15 protein-coding genes are annotated in these 24,850 nt (G+C 61.9%); 8 read left to right on the top strand and 7 right to left on the bottom strand.

The annotated features are described in order from the left end of the window. Positions 1-127 precede the first annotated feature (127 nt). From V6F91_RS07620 to V6F91_RS07605, 4 genes are all read right to left on the bottom strand, one after another. On the bottom strand, positions 128-622 hold the full coding sequence (locus V6F91_RS07620) for a PaaI family thioesterase (RefSeq protein ID WP_332763286.1): 495 nt from the start codon (positions 620-622) through the stop codon (positions 128-130). Between the two features lie 8 nt (positions 623-630). Continuing rightward, positions 631-1,788, bottom strand: a complete 1,158-nt coding sequence (locus V6F91_RS07615) for a GGDEF domain-containing protein (RefSeq protein WP_332763285.1) — start codon at positions 1,786-1,788, stop codon at positions 631-633. Positions 1,789-1,891: 103 nt separating this feature from the next. Next, positions 1,892-2,920, bottom strand: coding sequence for an NADPH-dependent aldehyde reductase Ahr (ahr, locus tag V6F91_RS07610; RefSeq protein WP_332763284.1), 1,029 nt, complete (start codon positions 2,918-2,920; stop codon positions 1,892-1,894). Between the two features lie 50 nt (positions 2,921-2,970). Beyond that, on the bottom strand, positions 2,971-3,219 hold the full coding sequence (locus V6F91_RS07605) for a hypothetical protein (protein ID WP_332763283.1): 249 nt from the start codon (positions 3,217-3,219) through the stop codon (positions 2,971-2,973). 165 nt (positions 3,220-3,384) lie between these two features. Here V6F91_RS07605 and V6F91_RS07600 point away from each other — a divergent pair, with 165 nt between their 5' ends. From V6F91_RS07600 to V6F91_RS07590, 3 genes are all read left to right on the top strand, one after another. Beyond that, complete coding sequence (locus V6F91_RS07600) at positions 3,385-4,029, top strand: ATPase (RefSeq protein WP_332763282.1); 645 nt, start codon at positions 3,385-3,387, stop codon at positions 4,027-4,029. Positions 4,030-4,115: 86 nt separating this feature from the next. Further along, the gene (locus V6F91_RS07595; RefSeq protein ID WP_093101244.1) at positions 4,116-4,457 is read left to right on the top strand and encodes a hypothetical protein; all 342 of its coding nucleotides are present in this window, start codon (positions 4,116-4,118) and stop codon (positions 4,455-4,457) included. Between the two features lie 877 nt (positions 4,458-5,334). Beyond that, positions 5,335-17,832: a filamentous hemagglutinin family protein gene (locus tag V6F91_RS07590; RefSeq protein ID WP_332763281.1), complete on the top strand. Its 12,498-nt coding sequence runs from the start codon at positions 5,335-5,337 to the stop codon at positions 17,830-17,832. 53 nt (positions 17,833-17,885) lie between these two features. Here the strand turns inward: V6F91_RS07590 and V6F91_RS07585 are convergent, their stop codons facing one another. From V6F91_RS07585 to V6F91_RS07575, 3 genes are all read right to left on the bottom strand, one after another. Beyond that, positions 17,886-18,107: a type II toxin-antitoxin system RelE/ParE family toxin gene (locus V6F91_RS07585; protein WP_332763615.1), complete on the bottom strand. Its 222-nt coding sequence runs from the start codon at positions 18,105-18,107 to the stop codon at positions 17,886-17,888. A 46-nt stretch (positions 18,108-18,153) separates the two neighbouring features. Next, positions 18,154-18,348: a stability determinant gene (locus V6F91_RS07580; protein WP_332763280.1), complete on the bottom strand. Its 195-nt coding sequence runs from the start codon at positions 18,346-18,348 to the stop codon at positions 18,154-18,156. Positions 18,349-18,601: 253 nt separating this feature from the next. Then, complete coding sequence (locus V6F91_RS07575) at positions 18,602-19,546, bottom strand: SphA family protein (protein ID WP_332763279.1); 945 nt, start codon at positions 19,544-19,546, stop codon at positions 18,602-18,604. A gap of 210 nt (positions 19,547-19,756) precedes the next feature. Here V6F91_RS07575 and V6F91_RS07570 point away from each other — a divergent pair, with 210 nt between their 5' ends. The 5 genes from V6F91_RS07570 to V6F91_RS07550 all read left to right on the top strand — a co-directional run bounded on the left by V6F91_RS07570 (position 19,757) and on the right by V6F91_RS07550 (position 24,765). After that, positions 19,757-20,824: an AraC family transcriptional regulator gene (locus V6F91_RS07570; RefSeq protein WP_332763278.1), complete on the top strand. Its 1,068-nt coding sequence runs from the start codon at positions 19,757-19,759 to the stop codon at positions 20,822-20,824. Positions 20,825-20,906: 82 nt separating this feature from the next. Further along, positions 20,907-21,794, top strand: coding sequence for a Dyp-type peroxidase (locus V6F91_RS07565; RefSeq protein ID WP_332763277.1), 888 nt, complete (start codon positions 20,907-20,909; stop codon positions 21,792-21,794). Positions 21,795-22,011: 217 nt separating this feature from the next. After that, complete coding sequence (locus V6F91_RS07560) at positions 22,012-22,764, top strand: GntR family transcriptional regulator (RefSeq protein WP_332763276.1); 753 nt, start codon at positions 22,012-22,014, stop codon at positions 22,762-22,764. Continuing rightward, a complete protein-coding gene (locus V6F91_RS07555; protein ID WP_332763275.1) occupies positions 22,761-24,491 on the top strand; it encodes a fumarate reductase/succinate dehydrogenase flavoprotein subunit in 1,731 nt (576 codons plus the stop codon). Before V6F91_RS07560 ends, V6F91_RS07555 begins: the two co-directional genes overlap by 4 nt. 28 nt (positions 24,492-24,519) lie before the next feature. Further along, complete coding sequence (locus V6F91_RS07550; RefSeq protein ID WP_003225615.1) at positions 24,520-24,765, top strand: 4Fe-4S dicluster domain-containing protein; 246 nt, start codon at positions 24,520-24,522, stop codon at positions 24,763-24,765. Positions 24,766-24,850: the final 85 nt, after the last annotated feature.

Below are 24,850 nucleotides of genomic sequence, written 5' to 3'. Positions count from 1 at the left end.
AGGGCGTCCGGCTGGTGATTTGTGGTGAATTCGCCCCTCACCCCAGCCCTCTCCCAGAGGGAGAGGGAGCCGATTTATGCAGGATTCAAATAAACCACCCAATCGGCAGCATCGAATGGTCGAGGCTTCAACGCCCATGCGCCGCATTCGCCAACTGCCCGGTATCCACCCGCACAAACACCGAATCGCCTACCGCCGTCAGCACTTCCCCCGCATACACTTCGCAAATCACTCGCGTCTTGCGCCCGACTTCACCGTCAACTCTGGCCCGCAAGATCAGCGGCACGCCCATCGGTGTCGGTTTGATGAATTTGATGCCCAGACTGCCGGTGACACAGTCGATGCGCGGCAGGCTGCCGGCTTCGCGGTGTTCCGCGCGGTAGTGGTAGGCCATTGCCGTCCAGTTGGAGTGGCAGTCGACCAGCATGGCGATCAGCCCGCCGTAGACCAGATCCGGCCAGCCGCAATATTGGTTGTCGGGCAGGTGCTCGGCGATGACGTGGATGCCGTCGTCGTGCCAGCGGCTTTTGACGTGCAGGCCATCCGGGTTGCGGCCGCCGCAGCCGTAGCAAACGCCTTCGGGGGCGGCGAGGTCTTGCAGTGGTGTGTCGAGGCTGGACATGTTTCTTATTATCCTGGAGTGGTGAGCCCGGTCAGACGCAGGCGATTGCGCCCGCCGCGTTTAGATTCGTAGAGCGCCAGATCGCCTTGTTCGATCAGTGCCGCGAGACTGGCCGGGGCCGTGTCGAATGCGCTGGCGCCGATGCTCAGGGTGACCGCGGCTGACGTGGCAAAGGTCTGTGAGGCCATGTTCAAAAACTGATCGCGCAGGCTGTCGCCGAGTTCGACGATGCGCTCACAGGAAGTGTTGTTCAACAGGATGACGAACTCGTCGCCGCCGAGCCGTGCCGTTAAGGCATTGCGCGGCAGTGTCGCTAGGATCATTTCACTGAGGGCGATGAGCAAACGGTCGCCGGCGGTGTGGCCGAAGTGGTCGTTGACCAGTTTGAAATTGTCGATATCGATCAGCAGCAGGGCGCCCGGCTGTTGCGGCGATACCTGTTGCAGCAGGCGCGGTGCGCGTTTTTCCAGCGCGCGGCGGTTGTACAGGGCGGTCAGCGGGTCGCGCTCGGCAAGGCGGGCGATCTGCTTTTCCCGGCGATAACGTTCGGTGCCGGTCATCGATAACGCAATCAACATGATCGCCATCGCGCCTTCGACCAAGGAAATCTGAATGATCTCGCCGCGAAACGCCGCCAGATCGATCAACGTGCCGGGTATCGCCACGGTCAGCGCTTTGGCCACGTAGAACAGGCCATGGCCGAGCAGCACATAACGCAGTTGCACTGCGCCGACGCTCAGCGACTTGCCGTGCGGGCGTAACAGCGAGCTGGCCTTGAGCGTCGGAATCGCCACCAGTAGCGAATTGGCCACCAGCATGGCTTTCGACCACAGCGGCCCGTCCGGCATCAACAGCATCACCAGCCAGGTCAGGAAAATCAGGTACCAGGCCGGCGACAGCCGTGTCTGGGTAAAACGCGCCACGCCGAGCAGAAAAAAGAAGTGCGCGCTCACCAACAAGCCATTGGCGAACCAGATGCCAAGCCACAGGAAGCCGCTGCTGCGCAACAGGGCGAGGGTGGAACCCACGCTGATCGTGGCGAAACCAGCGCTCCAGAACAGCAGCGAAGATTCACCAATACTGCGCCATTCGATCGCCAGGTACAGCGCGGCAGCGGCTGCAAGTGCGATGGTGATGGTGAGCATCGTTGGCGGGTCGAGCAGCATTTACGGGCGGGCCTGTCTGATTGGGCGGTAGGACCGGCGATTGTAAGCGTTCGGGCGGATTTTTCGCAGAGGGCGCGGTCGGCCTGCGCCGCCGCGCCTTGGCTTATTGGCTGGCGTCGAGCACCACGCGGTAGCGCGCCTTGCCACTGCGCAAGTGGTCGACTGCCTCGTTGACCTTGCTCATCGGGAACATCTCTACCTGCGGCAGAATCTGGTGCCGGGCACAGAATTCCAGCATGGTCGCCATGGTGCCGGGCGAGCCGACCGGGGAGGCGGACAGCGATTTCTGCTGCGGAATCAGATCGAACACATGCACCGGAATCGCGCTGGGTACGATGCCGACGAAATGCAAGCGACCATTGGCACGTAGCGTTGCGAGCATCGCCGGCCAGTCGAGGTCGGCGTTGGCGCTGATCAGCAGGAAGTCGAGGCTGCCGGCAATCGCTTTCAATGCGTTGCTGTCGGTTGAGGCAACCACGTTGTGCGCGCCTAGCCGCTTGGCCTCGTCCTGCTTGTTCAGGGACGAGGTGAATGCGGTGACTTCGCAACCCCACGCGTTTAGAAAGCGCAGCGCCAGATGGCCCAGTCCGCCGATGCCGACCACGCCGACCCGATCGGTCGGTTTCACACCGAACTGCAGCAACGGATTGAACACCGTGGAACCGGCGCAGAACAGTGGCCCGACCAGCGCCGGATCGAGGCTGTCCGGGACCGCAACCGCCCAGGCCCAATGCGCTCTCAAGCGATCGGCGAAGCCGCCATTGCTGCCGATGATGGTTGGTTGCGCGGTGCCGCACAGTTGTTGCGAGCCGGACATGCACGATGAGCAATGCATGCAGCTGCCTTTATACCAGCCGATACCGACACGCTGACCGAGCTGCAGGCCGCGGACTTGCGCGCCCATGCGCACGATTTTGCCGACGGCTTCGTGGCCGGGCACGAACGGGTAACGGCTGATGCCCCAATCGTTATCGATCAAGGACTGGTCGGAGTGGCAGACGCCGCAATATTCCACCGCCACTTCAACGTCTTCTTCGCCCAACGGGCCGGGGTCGTAGCTGTACGGTTCGAGCGGGGCACCGGCCGCGGTCGCAGCCCAGCCGTTGAAAGTTGTGGGTTCGCTGTTGCTCATGACGCACCTCCGGTTCGACTGACGGGACAACGCCCGGCAAGTCTAGACGGTCATGACGCGGGCGCGAGCCAGGTGTCGACCACTCGGCGATCCAGCTCTTCCCAATAAGCCATACCCAACACGCGCGTGGTGTTGAGTCCGCGCAGATAACCGCGCAATTGGTTGGCAGTGTCTTTGATCAGTTCTGGATCGCGACGGTTTTTGTCCAGCAACACACTTTCGTACTGCACCAGATACTCGGCCACGCGCTCGCGATATTCGGGAAAAACGGCGTCACGGATCAGGTCAAACGTTCTCAAGGCAAACCTCGCGGGTCTTTGTCGTTGTATTGGAGTGTCTCGCAGTCTGCGCGAGCGCAACTATTGCTAGAAGTAATAGTGACCATCAAGAAACGCAAGTTCTGCTTTGTCGGCAATCGGCGGAAAATCGCTTCCATCGACCACGCCGCTCAAGGAAATTGCGCGATGAACATGCTGCCCCGACTGGCTTTGCTCACCCTGCTGACAGCGGGCGCGATGTTTACCGCGCCGACCTACGCAGCCGACGCCGGGACGTGCCACTTCCAGAGCCTGGGTGGCAGCAGCGCGAGCTTGCAGCATTCGCAAACCGTCGGCGTGTTGCTCAGTGCGAGCACCCTGGACAACCTGCAATACCTCGAGCGTTATCACGACATGGCGGCCAATGGCGCGAAAGATGCGCTGGATTCGCGGATTCGTGAAGCATTTGTCGGCAGCTCCGATCCGGAACTGGCGATCGACTGGCTGGTGAGTTCGCTGCAACAGCAGTTTCTCTCGGTGACGGTCTACGACAACCTCGATGCGCTGGTGCAGGCGCATCCGGACGTGGTGGTCAAGCTCGACACCTTCAATCGCTTGCTGACCCAGCGTAACAACCTGGTCGAGGCGCGTTTTACTGCGCGCTTCTATGACGCCGACCTGCAATACATCGGCAAGGCTGAAGGCGCGGTGGAAAAACAGCTGCCTTCGGTCTGGGTGCATGACCAGGCAGCGCCGGCGATTGCGGCGCAGATCGACAAACAGCGCGACCTGCAATTTGATGCCTTGAAACAATTCGATGTGTCGCTCAAGGCGCTGGTGGCGTCGAGCTGATCTCTCAAAACATAAATGGCAACGGCGGCTCCGTGAGGCTGGACCGTTGCCGGTTGAACCGAACCTTTATTTTCAGGATTACCCCGATGCGTCTTTTATTCGTTCCTGCCATGGCTGTCGCTTCCTTGTTGCTCGCCGGGTGTGCTTCGGCGCCGAACAATCCGAGCCTGACCTTGCAGACCAGCAAGACTCCAGAGCAGTACGCCGAGTGCGTGGTGCCGAAGTTGCAGGGCAGTGCGCTGCACCCGACGGTTTCGCAGACCCAGCGCAGTTATCGGATTGTGGTGCCGAGCAAGATTTCCGCGGACAACGTGCTTGAGGCTTACAAGGCGGGGAATGGCGGCAAGGTGTTCATTTATGAGCGGCATCTGCTGGCGTCTAATTTGTTGCCGTCGAGTTTTGAGCGGGCGGCGCAGGATTGCATCTGATTTTTTGATTTGTCTGAGCTCCTTTGGTTGGCCGCAACCAACCAATTCTTTGCCCCACGCCTTTGGTTGTGGGGTTTTTTTTGGGGGTTTGTTTGGGGGGGCATATCCGTTTCTTCGGGTGATGCTTCTGGCGGTTTCGCCCTTACGGCGAGTCACCTTTTCCAGACGCCGAAAAGGTAACCGAAAAGGCTTGCTCCTACGTACGGCCCTCGCAGGCTCGGGTTCCTTCGCTGCGGGACCGATCCGGGCGCAGCGCCTACGGTTTGCTTCGCTGCACCTACTTGCGCTGTGTCTGGCTGCGCCAGACGGTCGCTGCGCTCCCACGCCCGGATCAATCCCTGCGCTCAGCCTTCCGATGTCGCTGGTCAGGCAAGATCAAGATCAAGGGCACGCGAGCTAACGCTCATTGTTGAGTGGTTAGAAGCGTCGCTTGGCTTGGGATTTGTGGTGTGGCTGCCCCTCACCCCAGCCCTCTCCCGAGGGAGAGGGAGCCGATTTGTGGGCCGTTCAAAACTTGCATTCGACTCGGTTTTTCATGTTGACGTAGTTCTTCCGATCAGCACGATCAGTCCCCTCTCCCTCTGGGAGAGGGCTAGGGTGAGGGGCTTTTGACTTTGCTCTCAAATCTGCATTCGACCAGGTATTTCACGCCGGCAATTCCCTGGCATCCACCACGGTCAGTCCGCTCTCCCTCCGGGAGAGGGCCAGGGTGAGGGGCTTTTGATCGTCAGCTCCGTTTCGCGGTCAGCTACTCCCCCTTCATGAAGTTTGTGTGACATCCGTTCGGTCGTGGTCCTCGCCAACTGCCTATGTCGTAACAGCAGGTCTACGCATGCCTGCAGCCATGTGTGGCAGTCAACAAAAGGATCTCGTAGTGATGCTCGCTCGCCCGTCCCGTCGTCGTTCCAACGTTCAGTCATCCAGGCGTGAAATCGTCGAGCCGGCGCTGTGGTTGCTCAAGCCGTTGGCGCAGGCGGTGGCGTTGTGTCTGGTGGCGGGTGGGGCGCAGGCGCAGACGGCGTTCAATTCGGCCTGGTTTGCGGCCAAGGGCGCGGCGCAGCAGGCTGCGGCGGCGCGGCCGGGCGGGGGTGGGTTACCGGGGATGACGCCGCCGTTGGCGCAGCAGCAGAAGGCCAATCAGCAATTGCAGCGTTCGATTCAGACGCTCAACAACACGGTCGCGGCGATTGCTGCGCAGCAAGCGGCGCAGGCGGCTGGGCGGGCGGCGGCGTTGGGGACGGTGCAAATGGTGCCGGACGGGCTGGGCGAGGGCGGCTTGAAGGTCGATAACAGCCTCGCCCAGGGCTGGCAGAACGCCAAAGGTCCGCAGCAGACCCAGAGCGGCGGCAAGACCACGGTGACGATCGAGCAGACCGCTGACAAGGCGATCCTCAACTGGGAAACCTTCAACGTCGGGCGCAACACCTCGGTCGAATTCGCCCAGCAATCGAACTGGGCGGTACTCAACCGGGTCAACGATCCGAGCGCGCGGCCGAGCCAGATTCAGGGCCAGATCAAGGGCGACGGCACGGTGATGCTGATCAACCGCAACGGCATCGTGTTCAGCGGCAGCAGTCAGGTCAACGTGCGCAATCTGGTAGCTGCGGCGGCGAATATCACGGACATCCAGTTCCGTGACCGCGGGCTGTATTTTGACAGCACCGGCACGCAACCGACCTTCACCGAAGCGGCCGGCAAGGTGCTCGTGGAGCGCGGCGCGGCCATCGAAACCCACAAACCGGCGGCCTCGACCGATGCCGGCGGCTACGCGTTATTGCTCGGCCATGAAGTACAGAACGACGGCAGCATCAGCACCGTCAAGGGCCAGACCGTACTCGCCGCCGGTGACCGCTTCTACATCCGCAAAGGCTCGGGCACCGAGGGCAATGCCCTGTCGACCACGTTCGGTAGTGAAGTCATTCCGGGGTTCAAAGCGGGGGCAACTGCCGGCAAGGTCACCAACAACGGTCTGATTCAGTCGGCGACCGGTGACATCACCCTGGCCGGTCATGAGGTGGTGCAAAACGGCGTGTTGCTTGCCAGCACTTCGGTCGCGACGCGCGGCACGATTCACCTGAGCAACCCCAGCACCGACGCCACTGGCAGCGTAACGCTGGGGCAGGGCAGTGCCACGGCGATTCTGCTCGACAGCAGCGACCTGACCGCCCTCGACAGTCAGCATGATGCGGCGCTGACCGGCGTCAACGCCAACAACCGCATTCGGGGCGATCAATCGCGCATTGAGGTGCAGAGCGGTGGCACCGTCGAATTCCAGAATGGCTCGATTACCCTTGCCACCGGCGGCCAGGTGGCTGTCAGTGCGCAGCGCCGCAGCCTGGTGCGTGATGGCGCGATGATTGATGTGTCCGGAGCCCTCGGCGTCAAAGTGGCGATGGAAAACAACAGCATCAAGATCAACGTGCAGGGCAACGAGCAGCGCGATGCCTCGGGCAACCGTGACAAAGGCGCGCTCAACAGCAATGACATCTGGGTCGATGTGCGCGAACTGGTCCACGTGCCGGCCGGCACCAATGGCTATGCCACCGACCGCTGGTACACCGCGGGTGGCTTGCTCGAAGTCGGTGGTTATCTCGGCACCCAAGGCCACAGCGTTGGCGAGTGGATGGCCCAGGGCGGTACGGTGAGTTTTGCTGGCAACGACGTGGTCACCGAGAAAGGCTCGCTGATCAACCTGTCGGGCGGCACCCTCGATGTGCAAAGTGGCGAAGTGCGGCAGAGTTGGCTGCGCGGCGAGGATGGCAAACTCTACGAAGTTTCCCGCGCTCCGGGGGATTTGCTCTACACCGGGTTGTACAAGGGCTATGAAGACCACAGTGAACGCTGGGGTCAGACCAGCGTTTTTTACAATCCGCTGATTGCCCCGCGCTCACGATTCGAGTCGGGATACACCGTCGGCCGCGACGCCGGGCAACTGGTGATCGCCACCGCCAACGCGGTGCTCGAAGGGCAGATGGTTGGCGAGGTGTACCAGGGCGAGCGGCAGAACCAGGCGCCGAAACCTCAGCTCGATGGTTACGATCAGAGCCAGACGGCGCTGGCGCGGCGTGCACAGTTGGTCGTCGGCAGCTATGAGCCGACCTACGTCGCGGCGGCGGGCGGTTTGTTGTACACGCTCAATCCGACGCTGGATAACGTGCAGATCGGTGGCGAACGTCCGGTCGGCGGCAGTGATCTGGATCTCACCGGTGCGGTGGCCGATGCGCGCAAGGGCGCGTTGTTCCTCGATAACGATCAACTCAATGGTTTCCGGCTCGGCGCCCTCAAGGTCGCGGCCAGGGATCAGGTCGTGGTCGACGGCGCGCTCACGGTTGATAACGGCGGCGACATCACCCTCTACGCACCGGATGTACAGATTGGCGCCGACCTGACCGCGCGTGGCGGCAGTCTGCGGCTGGGCAACGTGCTCAATCAGTTCCTCAGCAGCGGCACCACTGACACCCGCCTGACGGCGAAGGATGGCAAGGCGACGCAAGTCACCGTCACCGAGGGTGTGCGGCTTGATGCCAGTGGTCTGTGGAGCAACCTGCGCACCGACCCGGACGACGGTGCCAGCCTGGCGTACCTCAACGGCGGTGTGCTGTCGATTCGCAGCAGTGGCGATATCGATATCGGCGCCGGCAGCCTGCTGGATGTCTCTTCCGGTGGCGCCATTCTCGCCAACGGCAAGCCCCGTGGTGGCAAGGGCGGTGACCTGACGCTGGAATCCAGTGCCATTTCGGCGCCCGGCCAGACTCATCTCAAGCTTGAAGGCGATTTGCGCGGTTATGGCGTCACCGGCGGCGGCACGTTGACGGTGCAGGCCAACAAGATACTCGTCGGGCAGGCTGACAAAGCGCTGGCAGACAATACCCTGCAGCTATCTGCCGATCTGTTCAAAAAGGGCTTTTCAGCTTACAACCTCATCGGCCTGAGCGGGCTGCAGGTTGCCGAAGGCGCCGCGATCGACGTGAGCATGCCGGTGTACCGCTTTACCGAGCAAGCGCCGAGTCTGGCCAGTGCTGCCGAACCTGGGGCGGCGCTGGAGCTGTGGACACCACCGCTGTTTCAGCAAGACGCGCTCAAAGGTGTGCTGACACAACGCGGCGGCGCCAGCCTGACCCTGCAAGGCGGGGCCAGCCTGATCGGGCTGATCGATGCCGCCAACAGCTCGTTGACCCTCGGCCGCAGTTCGCGCATCAGCGTCGATCCGGGGCAGCGCATCACGCTGCGTGGCGCCGGGCAGATCACGGTTGACGGTGAACTGAATGCCTGGGGCGGTACGATCGATATCCGGCAACAGCAGTTCGGGTCGATCAATCCGACCACGTCTAATCAACAGGCCGACCCGAAGGCGCACGAGCGTTCGATCTGGATCGGCGAACAGGCCGTGCTCGACGTTGCCGGGCGCGCCAGCACGGCGATCGATGCGCTGGGCCGAACCTACGGCCAGGTCGGCAAGGGCGGCAGCATCATTGTCGGTGGCGAAATCGATGCAACAGCCGCCACGGCCACAGCGGCCGATGCTTACGTAATTGTTCGCCAGGGCGCGCGGCTCGACGCGTCCGGTAGCGAGGCGGTGCTCGACATTGCGGGCCAAGGCCCGACCCGTGTCGCCAGCGACGGCGGACGCATCAGCCTGAGTTCCTACAACGGCCTGTTCATCGACGGTGATTTGCGCGCAGCGGCCGGTGGTCTCGGCGCGGCGGGCGGGCGCCTGGAACTGGCCCTGGAAACGCCGTTGTATGTTGACTCGGCGAGCAACCCGGTACGCGCGCCACGGGAAATGATCATCGGCCAAAGCGCCGGTGACAAACCGCTGGCGGTGGATCTGCAACCGGGCGAGGCTGCCGATGGCTTGCGTTATGGGCAGGCGCGCCTGAGTGCGGACAGCTTGATGGCCGGCGGCTTCGATAACCTCGGTCTGTTCAGCAACGGCCTGCTGTCGTTTGACGGTGATGTCGATCTGCACATGAATCAGAGCCTCAATCTTTATGCCGGAGCGCTGTCGCTGGCTGAGGATTCGCAGGCGACGGCCCGTGTCGAGTTGAGCGCTCCGTACCTGCGCCTGTCAGGTGTCGGCAGCTACTTCGCGGGCGTCGGCTTAATGCGTCCGCGACTGCTGCTCAATCCAACGACGAAGCTGACAGGCGCAACCTTCAGCGCATCGGCCAATCTGCTGGATGTGCGCAACGGTTTGTCATTCGGCACCCAGGGTTCGATCGCACAACTGCAGGCTCCGGCGGTGGAATACAGCCGCCGTGCGTTTGGCCGCGTGTCCCTGAACAGCAGCGGTGATCTGCGTTTCCTCGCGCCGAACGATGACGCGCCGAAAACCCGTTTATGGACCCCGGGTGACCTGGATCTCGGCGCGGCGCAGATTTATCCGGCAACGGGGGTGCAGGCTGAGGTACGCGTCGGTTATCAGGGCCCCATCGCCGATTCCTCACACACATTGCGCATCAGCGGTCGCGGACCGGCACCCGCTGCGGTGCCGTATTCGGTATTCGGCAGTCTGAGCCTGGCAGCGGGCACCATTGAGCAGGGCGGCGTTATCCGCGCGCCACTGGGCCTGATTACAGTAGGTGACGATGTGGTCACCCAAACCCGCGAAGTGCGCCTGCTGCCGGGCAGCGTGACGTCAGTCAGCGGCGCCGGACTGGTGATGCCCTACGGCGGCACTACGGATGGCATCGATTATCGCTACGACGGCAAGTCCGTGGTGCTGAACGGCGTCACCGGTGATACCGACGGCGTTGTGCTGAACTCGCAATTCATTGATGTACAGAGCGGCGCGCTGATCGACCTGTCAGGCGGTGGCGATCTGCGTGGCGCCGGTTTCGTTTCCGGGCGCGGCGGCTCGACCGATGCACGTTTCAACCCGCTGGTACGCAATGCCGGCGACGGCAGCTTCAGCCTGCCGGGGCTGGCGAGCAACCCGGTGTACGCCATTGTTCCGGGCAATCAGAGCGTTTACGCGCCGCTGCTGGCCGAGCCAGGTGCGGTCGACCCGCGCATCGGCCAGCAGATCACCCTCGGCGCAGGCGTGCCGGGGCTGGCGGCGGGCACCTACACCCTGTTGCCGTCGACCTTTGCGCTGCTGCCAGGGGCGTTCCGGGTCGAGGTCAACGGTCAGGCCACAGCAGGCGCGATGAGTTCGGCGTTGCCATTGCGCAACGGTTCCTGGGCGGGTAGCGGGCAATTGTCGATTGCCAACACCGGGGTCCGTGACAACCTCGCCAGCCAGGTCATCCTGACTGCGGCGGATGTGTTGCGGCGGTACTCGCAATACAACGAAACCGGGTTCACGCAGTTCATTCAAAGCGATGCGGCCCGCCGTGGCATACCTCGCGCACTGGCGCCGATGGATGGCAAAACGCTGGACATGCGCTTGAGTGCCGGTGGCGAGCAGGACATCGCCTTGCAGTTCAACGGGCAGGCGTTGTTCAAGGCTGCCGAGGGCGGTTTTACCGGTACGGCTGCGATACGCGGCGGTAATGCCGGCGCTGACATCGAAGTACTTGGCACGGGACGTGCGCCGACCGAGGGCTTCGCCGGTGTGTCGCTGTATGCCGATTCGTTGAACAACCTCAACGCCGCGCGCTTGACCCTTGGTGCATTACCCAAGGTTGTGTACAACACCTCGCCCAACCTCATCGAGTTCACGGGCACCAGCAACAATATCCTCCTGCGCGAAGGCGCGATTCTGGCTGCGCCAGAGGTCATGTTGCGCACCACCTCGACCCTGGGTGGCATCACCGTTGAGGCAGGTGCCGGGATCAATACCCTCGGGCATGGCAAGGTGGCTTACGATTCGACCGCCGGCTATCTGTATCAGCCGCGCAATTCCAGCCTGTTGCTGGCTTCCAACGGTTGGACCAACGTGCTGGCGCCAGAGGTGGCGAGCGGCATCACGGGCGCCGGCAGTATCCGCATCGGCACCTGCGCGACGGATCTGTGCAGTGCGCCGGCAGTGCTCTATTCGACCGGCAGCATCACCGCCGCCACGGACAATCAGTTCGAACTCAGTGACGCGGTGCGTTTCGGCACCCGGCATCTGGCGTTGTCGGTCGGTGCGGTGAATGCCGGCAGTGCCGAGGCATTGGCCGCGGCGGGTAATCGCGTACCGGCCGGCCTGACGCTTAACCAGAGCGTCCTGAACCGTTTGCTGCGCGGCGATACGCAGGCCGGTGCGCCGGCCCTGGAAACCCTCAGTCTCACCACCCGCGATGCTTTCAATTTCTTTGGCAGCGTCAGCCTCGACACCCTCGATCCGCAGACCGGCCAGAGCAAACTGCAGAATCTGGTATTGGCAACGCCTGCGATCTACGGTCTGGGCGATGCCAGCGATGTGGCGAGCATCCGCACCGCCAATCTGATCTGGAACGGCGCTACGCAGAGCCCTGGCGGTGTCATTACCGACGGCGCCGGCACGGGCAGCGGCACCCTGGACATTCAGGCGCAACGCATCGAACTGGGTTATGGGCCGATGCCGCAAGCCAGTGGTCTGGATCAGAACAATCGTCTGGCGCTGGGCTTTGCCAACGTCAACCTGACGGCCAGCGAGCGCATCACCGCCAATCACAAGGGCAGCCTCGCGGTGTATCAGGAGCAGGGCGCTTACGACCCGGTCAAGGGTTACAGCTACAGCGGCGGCAACCTCAATCTGCGTACGCCGTTGCTCACCGGTGAGGCGGCGTCGGTCAACCTGCTCAAGGCCGGCAATAACCTGACGCTCAATGGCGGCGGGGCTGCCGGTGTTGCGGATGCATTAGGTGCAGAACTCAATCTCGAGGCCCGCAGTATCGTTCTCGATAGCCGTATTACCCTGGCCAGCGGCAAACTGACGGTCAAGTCCGAAGAGGATCTGAATCTGGGTAGCGGCGCGGTGCTGGATCTGGCCGGGCGTACCTTGCCGTTCAACGATGTGAGCAAATACAGCTGGGGCGGTGATGTGTCGCTGTACAGCGCCAACGGCAATATTCGTCAGGCGGCCGGCTCGCGAATCGATCTGTCGGCGAAGAACAATCAGGCCGGCCACCTCAGCGCCATCGCATTGGCTGACGTGGCGGGAACCGTCGATCTGCAAGGGCAGGTCCTTGGCGGCAGCAGCGGTTACTACGATGCCGGCGGGACGCTGGTGCCGTACAAGGCCGGTGGCGTGGAGATCCGTGCGCAACGGCTGGGCGGTGATGCCACTGAGCAGTTCGCCGCGCTCAATCAGCGCCTGAACGCCGGGCAAGTATTCGGCAGCCGCAGCCTGCAGCTCAAGCAAGGCAATCTGCTGATTGGCGATGGCCTCAAGGCGAGCGAGGTCAACGTTTCGGTGGACAATGGCAACCTGACCGTGGCGGGGCTTGTAGACGCCAGTGGCGAACGCGTCGGCAGCATACGCCTGTCGGCCAAAAACGGCCTGACCCTCACCGGCAATAGCGTCCTCGACGCTCACGGCCGCGTGCTGCGCGTCGACAGTTATGGCGAAATCATCGATGCGCCGAACCGCGCCACCGTCGAGCTGAACTCCGGTGAAGGCGTGCTGACGCTGGCCTCCGGTGCGCGGATCGACCTGCGCCACGGCACCGACGCCGTGCCGGGCAATCTGGCCGGACAACACGATGGAATGTTGCGCGGCACGCTGGAGCTGAATGCGCCGCGCCTGGGCAGCAATGACATCGCCATCGATGTCAGCGGTGCGCTGACGATTCAGGGCGCTCGGTCGATCGGCCTCAACGGCACCCGTCGCTATACCGATGCCCGCGACGGCGTCGATGAGGCGGTGAGTGGTCGACCGTATCAAGTGATCGATCAGGCCATGCTCGATCGTATTCACACCGACAGCGACACCTTCATCAATGCTGCGCTGAACAACACAGACCTGCTGCAACGCAAACTGGCTGGTCTCAACAACGCCACCTATGCGGACGCTTTTCACCTGCGCCCCGGCGTGGAAATCGCCAGCAAAACCGCCGACGGTGATCTGGTAGTGGAGGGCGATCTGGACTTGTCCGCTTATCGCTACGCCAGCCTCAACCGGCACACACAATTGAACCCGTCGGTTTACGGTTCCGGTGAGGCCGGCAGCCTGGTGATTCGCGCCGGTGGCAACCTCGACATCTATGGCAGCATCAACGACGGCTTCGCGCCGCCGCCGGAAACCGTCGATGACGCTGGCTGGAAATTGATTGCTGGCGTGCAGCCATTTGGCGGTGATCTGATCGTGCCGGGCAGCGGTGTTTCGCTGGCCGAGGGCACTCAGTTTCCGATCGGCGCCACGCTCAATTACGACGTGATGATTCAGGGCGCGGTCCTGGCCAATGGCACCTTGCTGCCGACGCAGGCGGTGCTGGCCGAAGCGTACACCTTCAGCGCCGGTACGGTGCTGGCAGGCGCCATCCATGACCCGAGCGGCAACTTGCTGTACGCCGCCGGTACGTTGCTGAGCGAGAGCGTGACGCTGCCCGCGCAAACGCGCCTTGGTGCGGGCATTCGCTTGAACAAGGCGACCGCTCTGCAAGCCATGAACTGGCCCAAAGGCGTGCCGCTGCCGGGGGTTTACGACGCCGATATGCTCAGCGTTTCCGGGGTGAAACTCAACGGTTCGCTGGCGTTGCTGCGCGGTTCGCTGATCCCGTCGATGACCGATGTGAAACTTGCCGAGGGCACGTCGCTGATCGAACTGCGACCGTTTGCCGGCGAGCAGCAAGGCAAGAACTGGGCAGTGGCAAGCATGTTGCCTTCCGGCAGCGCGTCGTGGTCGATGCGGGTAGTGGCGGGTGCGGACCTTGATGCTGCCGACAGCCGTACGGTAAAACCGCTGACAGGCGAGGGCAATCTGCGCCTGGCGGACAGTCACTACGGTGTAAAGGTCACCACCGAGGCCGGCAAACGGGTCTGGGCCGCTGGCAACCAGTATGGATTCCCTGAGTTCGAGCCGGTGTCCGAGGAATATCTCATCCTGTGCGATATAGAACCGGGCGACTGCGCACCCATGGCCCGCTGGGTCTGGGCACCGGGCAGCGGAATGGGCGCGGACTACGAGCCGGTGCCGGAAGAATATTACGTGATCTGCGATCTGCAACCGGAGCTGTGCATTGGCAACAACCCCGGGAAAACCGCCAAAGCCCATACCCAGATGTTCAGCGTGCTGCGCACCGGTACCGGTGATCTCGATCTGATGGCGGCTGGCAACCTGAGCATGGACTCGCCGTTTGGCGTGTACACCGCCGGCACCCAGTCGGCGAATATCGACCCGCTTTACAATCAGCCGCGCGGGCATCTTTCGGACAGCAATTCGGTGCTCGGCAGCGCTGGCGCCGATTATGAAAAGTGGGTCAACGGTGGGACTGACAGCCTCTATCAGGCCTGGTATCCGCAGCTGGGCGGCAACCTGACGATCAACGCCGGCGGTTCGGTGTCCGGCGACTCGGTGGGCACTAAAGCGACCTCGCTGAACGGTGGCTTTCGCGAGCAGATGGCGAGTGCCGCCGTCGGTAACTGGCTGTGGCGCCAGGGCACGGGCGATGCGGACATGCCCACAGCCTGGTGGATCAACTTCGGTAGCTATGGCAGCCAGCTGATCTCAACCGGGAGCAACAACACCGAACCGTACCTGGTGGGCTTCACCGGCTTCGGCACCCTGGGCGGCGGCAACATCAGTCTGCGTGCAGGGGCAGACGTCGGCATGCTCAAACCGCTGGGTGATGCGGTCAATTACCCGCGCGGCCAAGGAGTGATCCTCGCCGTCGGCAGCACCGGGCGGGTCGGCAGCGATGGCAGTGTGCAAATGACCGGTGGCGGCGACATGGATATTCGCATCGGCGGTGTGCTCAACCCGTCGCTGCAAGCGCGCGCCAGTAAGACCGGCATCGGCAAGCCGACCCACGACTTGCAAGGCGCGTTGATCAACCTGCGCGGTGCAGCGCAGTTGAACGGCGGTGCGCTGGGCGGTATCAACCTGCAATACGGTGCGTTGGCGCACGTCAACGATTCACGGGAAACACGTCCGTTCGATCCCTTCACGGCAACCGTCGGCAGTGCGTCTGGTGGCCTGGTGCTGATACCGGGCGATTCGGCCATGCAGCTCAACAGCCGCGGTGACCTGGTGTTGGGCGGGGCGACAGACCCGGGTCGCGTCAGCCTGACGAATGCCTCGCCGGTCTATGACGACACTGGCAACGTTACCCAGGGCGGCGTGCTCAGTGGTTTCTCGCTGTGGACAGAGCACACCGCCATCGACCTGTTCTCAGCCGGCGGCAATCTGGCGCCGAGCACGCAGGTCGGCGAATTCAGCGAGTTCGGCAGGTTGGTCAGCGGCCGTAATACCTCACCGACCGACGGCCGCTTTGTCTATCCGTCCATATTGCGTGCGGTGGCAGGGCAGGGCTCGATTTATGCCGGGCCATCGGCGACGTTTACCAACCTGCAAAACCCGCTGACGGCTTACTCATTGCTTCTGGCACCGTCGCCATCGGGGCAGCTCGAGCTGCTGGCCGGGGATTCCATTTATGCCGGCGGTTACGCCATCAACCAGTCCGGGGCCAGTGCTTCGGCGATTGCCACGCCGTTCAATCCGGCCTTCAATACTTTCGCCACAAACACCTCCGGCAAACCGCAGAGCAGCAACTACAGCAGAGATGGCGTACTGCCGGACAGCAACACGCGTTATCCATTGTTCGCGTTCGGTCCCGACAGCTATTCGGGACTGAACGGCGGGCAGGCATCGGCACGGTTCTACGCCCTGACCGGCGATCTTGTCGGGGTTCGCAGTGGCGAAACCTTGAGTTTCGGAACGAGCAAGCGCACCTGGTATGAAGCGGCAGGCCCGGTGTGGATGGTAGCGGGGCGTGACATCGTGGCTTCCGGGACTTACCTGGGGCAGCCCACGCTTGTGCAGGCAGATGAGATAGGTGTCGGGCAGGAAGTCATCACCTCGTCCGGCAACGTATTTGTCCATAACGATCCGCATGACGTATCGCGCGTTTGGGCCGGGCGCGACATTCTCTACAGCAGCTTCGATATTGCCGGGCCTGGCACGCTGGACGTCAATGCCGGACGCAACATCGTCATGGAGGACCGCGCCAGCATCAACAGCCTTGGCTCAATCGTGGCGGGAGACAACCGTCCGGGCGCCAGTGTGGTCTTGCAGGCCGGCATCGGTGCGCAGGGCCCGGATTATTCGCGTTTTATCGCGCGTTATCTGAACCCGCAAAATCTGGCCAATCCCGATGCCTCGTTAAGCGCGCAACCGGGCAAAGTGGTCAAGACCTACGTCGACGAGCTGCAAAGCTGGCTGACCCTCGGTTACGGCTTCAGCGGCAACGCCGAACAGGCACAGGTCTTCTACGCCGCGCTGCCGAGTGCCGAGCAAGCGATCTTCGCGCGGCAGGTGTACTTCGCCGAACTGCGCGCCGGTGGCCTGGAATACAACGACGCCGACGGCCCGCGCCAAGGCAGTTATCTGCGTGGCCGCAACGCGATTGCTGCGTTGTTCCCGACCACTGATGTTGCCGGCAATGCGATCCGCTATGACGGCGACATCACGCTGTACGGCGGCGCCGGGGTCAAGACCCTGTTCGGCGGTGACATTCAGATGCTCACCCCGGGCGGTGGCCAGGTGTTCGGCATCGAAGGCGCGGCACCGCCGTCCACGGCGGGGATCATCACCCAGGGCTCGGGCAACATTCAGCTGTATTCGCAGGGCAGCATTCTGCTCGGGCAGAGCCGGATCATGACCACCTTCGGCGGCTCGATTCTGGGCTGGTCGGCCGAAGGTGACATCAACGCCGGTCGCGGTTCCAAAACCACCGTGGTCTATACCCCGCCAAAGCGTGTCTACGATACGTGGGGCAACGTTACGCTGTCGCCTTCGGTGCCAAGCACCGGCGCCGGTATCGCCACGCTCAACCCGATTGCCGAAGTGGCACCGGGCGATATCGACCTGATTGCGCCGCTGGGCACCATCGACGCGGGCGAGGCGGGGATTCGCGTGTCGGGCAACGTCAACATCGCCGCCCTGACGGTGGTCAACGCCGCGAACATCTCGGTGCAGGGCAAGGCGACCGGTGTGCCGGTGGTGTCGGCGGTGAATACCGGCGCGATCACCTCGGCCAGCTCGGCAGCCTCTTCTGCCACGCAAGCGGCGGAAGATGTGGCGCGACAGCAACAAGCGGCGGCGCGGCAGAATCAGGCCTCGGTGTTTACCGTACAGGTGCTGAGCTTCGGCAACGAGCAACTCACACCGTCGCGCGATGGCGCCAGCCGCGCACCAGCACCGGGGTACAACCCGAACAGCCCGGTGCAGGTACTGGGCGCCGGGGCGTTGGATGAACAGGCCAGGCAGCAGTTGACCGAGGAGGAGCGTGGGCAGCTGACGTTGTAAGAGGACTCTCGTGCAGTACGTTTGGGCGACCGGTGGGTCGCCCTTTTTTTATTCTATGAGGTCTGCGGGTATTGTTGTCGGGTATGGACCAGCGTCAGTATTCTGATACGCCCGTTCACTCGATAGACCAGCAGATAGTTGGAATTGAGCACCATTTCCCGGGTACCTGACACTCGACCGGATCTGTCGCCATAGGGTATTGATGAAAGCCTTTGCGTAGCTGCATCAACCTTGTGCTGCAGAGCCGCTGAAGCGTTGCAATTGTATTGTTCAATGTAATCGATGATGTCAGCCAGATCGTCCAGAGCTTGATCGCTCCATTCAAGCGGCAGTGCGGCGATTCTTGCGTTTCTCTTCTAATAATTGGTCGAGCCGCACCATGGCTTCCTCGTGGGGAACGCCTGCGCGAGGATCATCCAGCGCAGCCTGCACCTTGGCACAAAACCAGCGATCGTAGCTCTCTGCCTTTTCTTCGGAATCGAACTCAGAATAAAACGGGGAAAGCAATAGGCTCATATGACCTCCGTGATCAATTCCAAGCAGTCTAAGGGGAATGGCTCATTGTCGTCACTGGCTGACGATGCACCCCATGAGCCCTTGATGAACCATGGGATAACGGAGCCCAGTATCTGCAAGCACCCCCTTTAAATCTGCCAGACGTTTCGCCCCTGTTGTCCGGTAATCTCGACCGCCGCTGTAGGCGTATTCCAACAATGCGTTTTTCAGGTTTTCAGGCTACAAATCCAGGTGCGCTTTCCTACAAGTGCATTCAGAACGCATACGGAATACTGATCTTCGCCCACAACATCTCCCCCTCCGGCCGGTTCTCCACATCAAACTCCCTGGCCCAGCGGATCTCGGCGCTGGCGTATTTGAGAAAGGTGAAATGCAGCGCCGGGCCAATGGCGAAGACCTGGCCGCGTACGCCGTCATCGACGTCCTGCCCGGCGAACTGCACGGTATGGCCGAACTGTTTGTCGTCGGTGGTCTGTTTCAGGTAGTAGCCGTTTATACCGAGCATCAGGTCGTCGGTCAGCTTGTAGCTGGCCGAATAATCGAAGTGGAAGATCTGTCCTGATTTGTAGTCGGTGTCCTTGTTCTTCTCGTTGAAGCTGTAGGTGGTCTTCATCGAGACTTCAGTCTTGTCGGTCGGCAGCCAGGTGAAGGAAAACAACGGTTTGTAGGTGTAGAAATTATTGCTGGTGTTGGCCAGCCGATCGACGCTGTATTCGCCAGTGGGGACGGTGATTTCCAACGCAGCAGCGAGGGTCAGGTCCTTGCCCATGTCCCACAGGATGATCGGCGCGACGGTGGTGTCGCCCATGCCTTCGCGGGTGTCGCTCAGGCCGAACACCGAGACTTCCTGCTTCAGCCACGGCTGGGCGATGTACCCGGCCAGGCGTCCGCCGAATACCCGCACGGGGCTCAGATAGTCGAGGCGCGGAATTACTGCGGTCGATTCGATCTCGACATTCGGCACCTTGCCACCCAGCGAGCTGATGTTGAGCTTCCGCGACTTGTAATGGTTGTAGTAGAGGTTGAACGCGACCATGTGGTCGGGAAGGCTGTCGACGTCGGTCGGCAGCATGAAGAAACCATCGGTGCCGGGGCCGATATTGTCGACGCCGGCCTCGGTCGCCAAGGCCGCTGCGCTGGCGCAGCCCAGCAAGCAAAGGGCCAGGCGCAGGGGGAATGTTGCGCGGTTCGGGTACATAGCCGTCCTCATTATTATTGTGTTGGAGCGCAACGCCGGCACGCGGGGCGTCGGGTACGCTAGAAATAAGCGCTTGGCGCACGGCGGGGCAGGGTATTGGCGGACAAACAGGGGGACTTCTGCGGACACTCGGCCAACCCTGTGCTAACTTCTTTCGACATAACCGGTTACAAAAATAACAATCAAGCGTGATCCGGAATGTCAGCCCCCATGAACGTAAAAGTCCAAGACCCCACTTTTGAAATAGCGATGGTTTCGCCATTCCTGTTGCAGACCCTCGCCGACGTGGTGCAGAACCAGGGTTTTGATCCTCAAAGCCTGTGCCGTGGGCTGGGTTTCAACCTCGAAGACCTGCAGGACCCGGCGCAGCGGATCTCCTATCGTCAGGCCGTGGCGATGATTCAACGTGCGCTCAAGGTGCTGCCCAATCAGGGCCTGGGGTTGTGGGTCGGCGCGCAGAATGTGCTGGGTACGCTGGGCTTGCTCGGTCATGTGTTGTCGCTGTGCAAAACCTTGCGCGATGCCTTTGCCCTGGGCATTCGCCATCAGCACACCTCGGGCGGGATTGTCGTGTCGAGTGTCGATGTGGTGGGCGATCAGGTCTGGCTCGATGCCGAATGCCGCCTGCCATTTGCAGATGTGCAGGTGTTTGCGGTCGAGGAATTCTTCGCCAGTCTACTGGTGTACGGGCGCGCGCTGGTGGGGGCTGAATTCAAGGCGATCGCCGTGGAATTCGTACACGCCGCACCGGACTATCGCAGCGAATATCAGCGCTTGCTCGGGCCGGACGTGCGCTTCGGCTGCCTGCACAATCGCATGCTGATCGAGGCGCGATGGCTGGACGTGAACCTGCCCAATCACCACTCGCTGGCGTTGCGGCAGGCGGTGGCGTTGCTGGAGCTGGAAGCGGCGCAGGTGCATCGCAAACTGGATTTGATTCAGGCGGTGGAACGGGCAATCGCTCGCGATTTAAGTCGCGGCAGTCATATCGAGAAGATTGCCGGCGACTTGAACATGAGCAGCCGCACTTTGCGCCGGCGCCTGACCGAGCATGGGCTGACGTTCGAGGCGTTGCTGGAGCAAGTGCGCCAGGCGCGCACGTTGAGCCTGCTGGCGAATCCGCACATGCCGATCGAGCGCATCACCGAAGAAGTTGGCTACAGCGACGTACGCAGTTTTCGCCGCGCCTTCAAACGCTGGACCGGAATGAGCCCGAGTGCCTGGCGCAACGACGCCAACCTTCACCCCAGCTCTCGCCCGGAGGGAGGGCTGGGGTGAGGGTCGATGTTCCAGACACTCACCAAACCCCACAAATCCACCGCCCGCAGGTAAACTCCGCGCACTTTTTCAAGGAGTTCACATGAGTTACTACCAGCCGGGCATTCTCGTCACCCCAGTTCCTGCGCAAGCGCGTCACCTGTTCTTCGCCCTCGAATCGGTGGAAGCGCTGCCGCAGGCGCTCGATAACCTGCTCAATCAGGTGGATGGCGCGTCGGCAGTGGTGGGGTTTGGTGAACCGCTGGTCAAGGTGCTCAACGTGCAGATCGACGGGCTGCGCAGCTTCCCGACACTGGCCGGCGTCGGTGTGGAAAACCCTGCCACCCAGCACGCATTGTGGGTCTGGTTGCACGGTGTTGACCGTGGCGAATTGCTCAATCGCTCCAACGCCCTTGAAGCCGCACTCGCACCGGCCTTGCGTCTGGTCGATCGTCAGGAAGCTTTCCGCCACAAGGACGGCCACGACCTCACCGGCTACGAAGACGGCACGGAAAACCCGCACGATGACGCCGCCATCGCTGCCGCGCTGCTGAGCCAGGGCGCTGACGGCCACGTCGGTGCCAGTTTCGCCGCGATCCAGCAGTGGCAGCACGACCTCAAGGGCTTTCACCAATTGTCCGCCGAGGACAAAGACAACATCATGGGCCGGCGCCTGAGCGACAACGAAGAAATCGACGACGCGCCGGTCTCGGCCCACGTCAAGCGCACCGCGCAGGAAAGCTTCGCCCCGGAAGCCTTCGTCGTACGCCGCTCGATGCCGTGGATCGAAGGCGATCGCGCCGGTCTGATGTTCCTCGCGTTCGGCTTCTCGCTGGATGCCTTCGAAGCGCAACTGCGGCGCATGAGCGGCCTGGAAGATGGCATCACCGACGGCTTGTATCGCATCAGCCGGCCGATCACTGGCGGCTACTACTGGTGCCCGCCACTCAAGGACGGCCACCTGGACCTGCGCGCCTTGCACATCGGCTGATCACATGCACCGCGATCCCCTGTGGGAGCGAACCTGCTCGCGATGACGGCATGTCAGGCAGCTGATTTGGCCCTGACACACCGCTATCGCCAGCAGGTAATGGCTTACCAAAACCAGTCTTGCCTGGCATCTAAGGTTATGCCCATTCGGTATTTCCCACACTTGTCATAACAACTCTAAGATCACCCCATAACTCGTTATGACAAGTGATCCGAAGATGACCGATAATGTTCTCTCCCTTGGCAGCGTCCCGCTGCACACCCAGTTGCGCGATGTGCTGCGCGCGCGGATTCTCGACGGCGAATACCCGCAAGACAGCCAGATGCCTTCCGAAAGCGAACTCGGTGCACTGTTCAAAGTCAGCCGCATCACCGTGCGCCAGGCACTCGGCGATCTGCAGAAGGAAGGGCTGATCTTCAAGATCCATGGCAAAGGCACTTTCGTTGCCAAGCCGAAAACCTTTCAAAACGTCAGCAGCCTGCAAGGCCTTGCCGAGTCGATGACCGGCCGCGGTTACGAGGTAATCAACCGCCTGCGCAGTTTCAAATTCATTGCCGCGGACAAGCGCGTCGCCGAGCGTTTGCAGGTGGCGGAGGGCGAGACCGTGGCGCAGATCAAACGCGTGCGCCTGATCAATCGCGAGCCGATCTCGCTGGAAATCACCTACCTGCCCAAAGCGCTGGGCGAGCGCCTGGAGAAGGCTGATCTGGTCACCCGCGACATCTTCCTGATCCTCGAAAACGACTGCGGCATCGCCCTCGGTCATGCCGATCTGGCCATCGATGCGGTGCTGGCCGACAGCGACCTGACCCAGGCGCTCAACGTCGAGGCCGGTTCGCCGATCATGCGCATCGAGCGTCTGACCCACGATGCCCAAGGTCAGCCGCTGGACTTCGAACATCTTTATTACCGTGGCGATGCCTTCCAGTACCGCCTGCGAATCGATCGGCAAAAAGGGGAGCAGGCATGACCCGCAACGTGCTCGAACAGGAATATGACATCGTCGTGATTGGCGGCGGTACCGCCGGACCGATGGCAGCGATCAAGGCCAAAGAGCAGAACCGCGACTTGCGCGTTCTGCTGGTCGACAAGGCCAACGTCAAACGCAGTGGCGCGATCAGCATGGGCATGGACGGCCTGAACAACGCGATCATTCCCGGCCACTCGACGCCGGAGCAGTACACCAAGGAAATCACCATCGCCAACGACGGCATCGTCAATCAGGCGGCGGTGTATGCCTATGCAACGCACAGTTTCGAAACCCTCTCACAGCTCGACCGCTGGGGCGTGAAATTCGAGAAGGACGAAACCGGCGATTACGCGGTGAAAAAGGTCCACCACATGGGCGCGTACGTGCTGCCGATGCCGGAAGGGCACGACATCAAGAAAGTCCTGTATCGGCAGTTGAAACGCGCGCGAGTGAGCATCACCAATCGCCTGGTCTGCACGCGTTTGCTGACCGACGAAGAGGGCGCCGTCAATGGCGTGATGGGCTTCGATTGCCGGACCGCCGATTTCCATGTGATCAAGGCCAAAGCGGTGATCCTCGCGTGCGGTGCGGCGGGGCGCCTCGGTCTGCCGTCGTCGGGCTACCTGATGGGCACCTATGAGAACCCGACCAATGCCGGCGACGGCTACGCGATGGCGTATCACGCCGGCGCCGAACTGGCCAACCTCGAGTGCTTCCAGATCAACCCGTTGATCAAGGATTACAACGGCCCGGCCTGCGCCTACGTTACCGGTCCCCTGGGCGGCTACACCGCCAACAACAAGGGCGAGCGCTTCATCGAGTGCGACTACTGGAGCGGGCAGATGATGTGGGAGTTTCACCAGGAACTGGAAAGTGGCAATGGCCCGGTGTTCCTCAAACTCGATCACCTGGCCGAGGAAACCATCCAGAACATCGAGGAGATCCTGCACAGCAACGAGCGCCCGAGTCGAGGCCAGTTTCACGCCAATCGCGGCACTGACTACCGCACGCAAATGGTCGAGATGCACATCTCCGAAATCGGCTTTTGCAGCGGTCACTCGGCGTCCGGCGTATGGGTCAACGAACGCGCGGAGACCTCGGTGAAAGGCCTGTACTCCGCAGGTGATATGGCCGCCGTGCCGCACAACTACATGCTCGGCGCCTTCACTTACGGCTGGTTTGCCGGGCACAACGCGGCAGAGTTTGTCGCCGGGCGCGAATTCTCGGCGCTGGATGCCGAGCAGATCGCCAAGGAAAAAGCCCGGGTCTATGCACCACTGGATCGCGAACACGGCCTGCCACCGGCGCAGGTCGAATACAAACTGCGGCGCTTCGTCAACGACTACCTGCAACCGCCGAAAGTGACGAAGAAGATGCAGATCGGCCTGCAACGCTTCAGCGACATCGAGCGCGATCTCGAGCAGATGAAAGCCAACAACGCTCACGAACTGATGCGCGCGATGGAAACCAGCGTCATTCGCGACTGCGCCGAAATGGCCGCACGCGCTTCGTTGTTCCGCGCCGAAAGCCGCTGGGGCTTGTACCACTACCGCGTCGATCACCCGCAGCGCAACGACAGTGAGTGGTTCTGCCATTGCCACCTGAAGAAGGGCGAGGACGGCCAGATGACCAGTTTCAAGAGAGCCGTAGAGCCTTACATCATCCCGCTCGATGCTGAAGAAATGCAGGCCTATGACCGCTTGCGCGTGGGCGCCTTCGCCGCTTGATGCACCACTAAACAAGAGAATCCGAACCATGGCCTACCAAGCTCAGGAAATCTTCTTCCGCTCCAACGCTCCCGTCACTGTGGACGAGGACAAATGCATCGCCGAAAAGGGCTGCACCGTGTGTGTCGATGTGTGCCCGATGGACTTGCTGGCGATCAACCCGGCCACGCAAAAGGCTTACATGGCGTTCGATGAATGCTGGTATTGCATGCCGTGCGAGAAGGATTGCCCGACCGGCGCCGTCAAGGTCGACATCCCCTATCTCCTGCGTTGAACACGGATCCACTGTGGGAGCGAGCCTGCTCGCGAATACGGTTTTTCATTCCGAAATATGGGTGACTGGCACGCTGCCTTCGCGA

The organism is Pseudomonas koreensis (genome assembly GCF_036668835.1).
In the GTDB taxonomy this organism is placed as follows: Bacteria; Pseudomonadota; Gammaproteobacteria; order Pseudomonadales; family Pseudomonadaceae; genus Aquipseudomonas; species Aquipseudomonas koreensis_I.
This window is presented reverse-complemented; position numbering and strand designations above follow the sequence as displayed.

Coding starts and splice junctions, on each gene's coding strand:
- V6F91_RS07620 (WP_332763286.1), bottom strand. CDS start 622: ATGTCCAGCCTCGACACACCACTGCAAGACCTCGCCGCCCCCGAAGGC.
- V6F91_RS07615 (WP_332763285.1), bottom strand. CDS start 1,788: ATGCTGCTCGACCCGCCAACGATGCTCACCATCACCATCGCACTTGCA.
- ahr (WP_332763284.1), bottom strand. CDS start 2,920: ATGAGCAACAGCGAACCCACAACTTTCAACGGCTGGGCTGCGACCGCG.
- V6F91_RS07600 (WP_332763282.1), top strand. CDS start 3,385: ATGAACATGCTGCCCCGACTGGCTTTGCTCACCCTGCTGACAGCGGGC.
- V6F91_RS07595 (WP_093101244.1), top strand. CDS start 4,116: ATGCGTCTTTTATTCGTTCCTGCCATGGCTGTCGCTTCCTTGTTGCTC.
- V6F91_RS07590 (WP_332763281.1), top strand. CDS start 5,335: ATGCTCGCTCGCCCGTCCCGTCGTCGTTCCAACGTTCAGTCATCCAGG.
- V6F91_RS07580 (WP_332763280.1), bottom strand. CDS start 18,348: ATGAGCCTATTGCTTTCCCCGTTTTATTCTGAGTTCGATTCCGAAGAA.
- V6F91_RS07575 (WP_332763279.1), bottom strand. CDS start 19,546: ATGTACCCGAACCGCGCAACATTCCCCCTGCGCCTGGCCCTTTGCTTG.
- V6F91_RS07570 (WP_332763278.1), top strand. CDS start 19,757: ATGAACGTAAAAGTCCAAGACCCCACTTTTGAAATAGCGATGGTTTCG.
- V6F91_RS07565 (WP_332763277.1), top strand. CDS start 20,907: ATGAGTTACTACCAGCCGGGCATTCTCGTCACCCCAGTTCCTGCGCAA.
- V6F91_RS07560 (WP_332763276.1), top strand. CDS start 22,012: ATGACCGATAATGTTCTCTCCCTTGGCAGCGTCCCGCTGCACACCCAG.
- V6F91_RS07555 (WP_332763275.1), top strand. CDS start 22,761: ATGACCCGCAACGTGCTCGAACAGGAATATGACATCGTCGTGATTGGC.
- V6F91_RS07550 (WP_003225615.1), top strand. CDS start 24,520: ATGGCCTACCAAGCTCAGGAAATCTTCTTCCGCTCCAACGCTCCCGTC.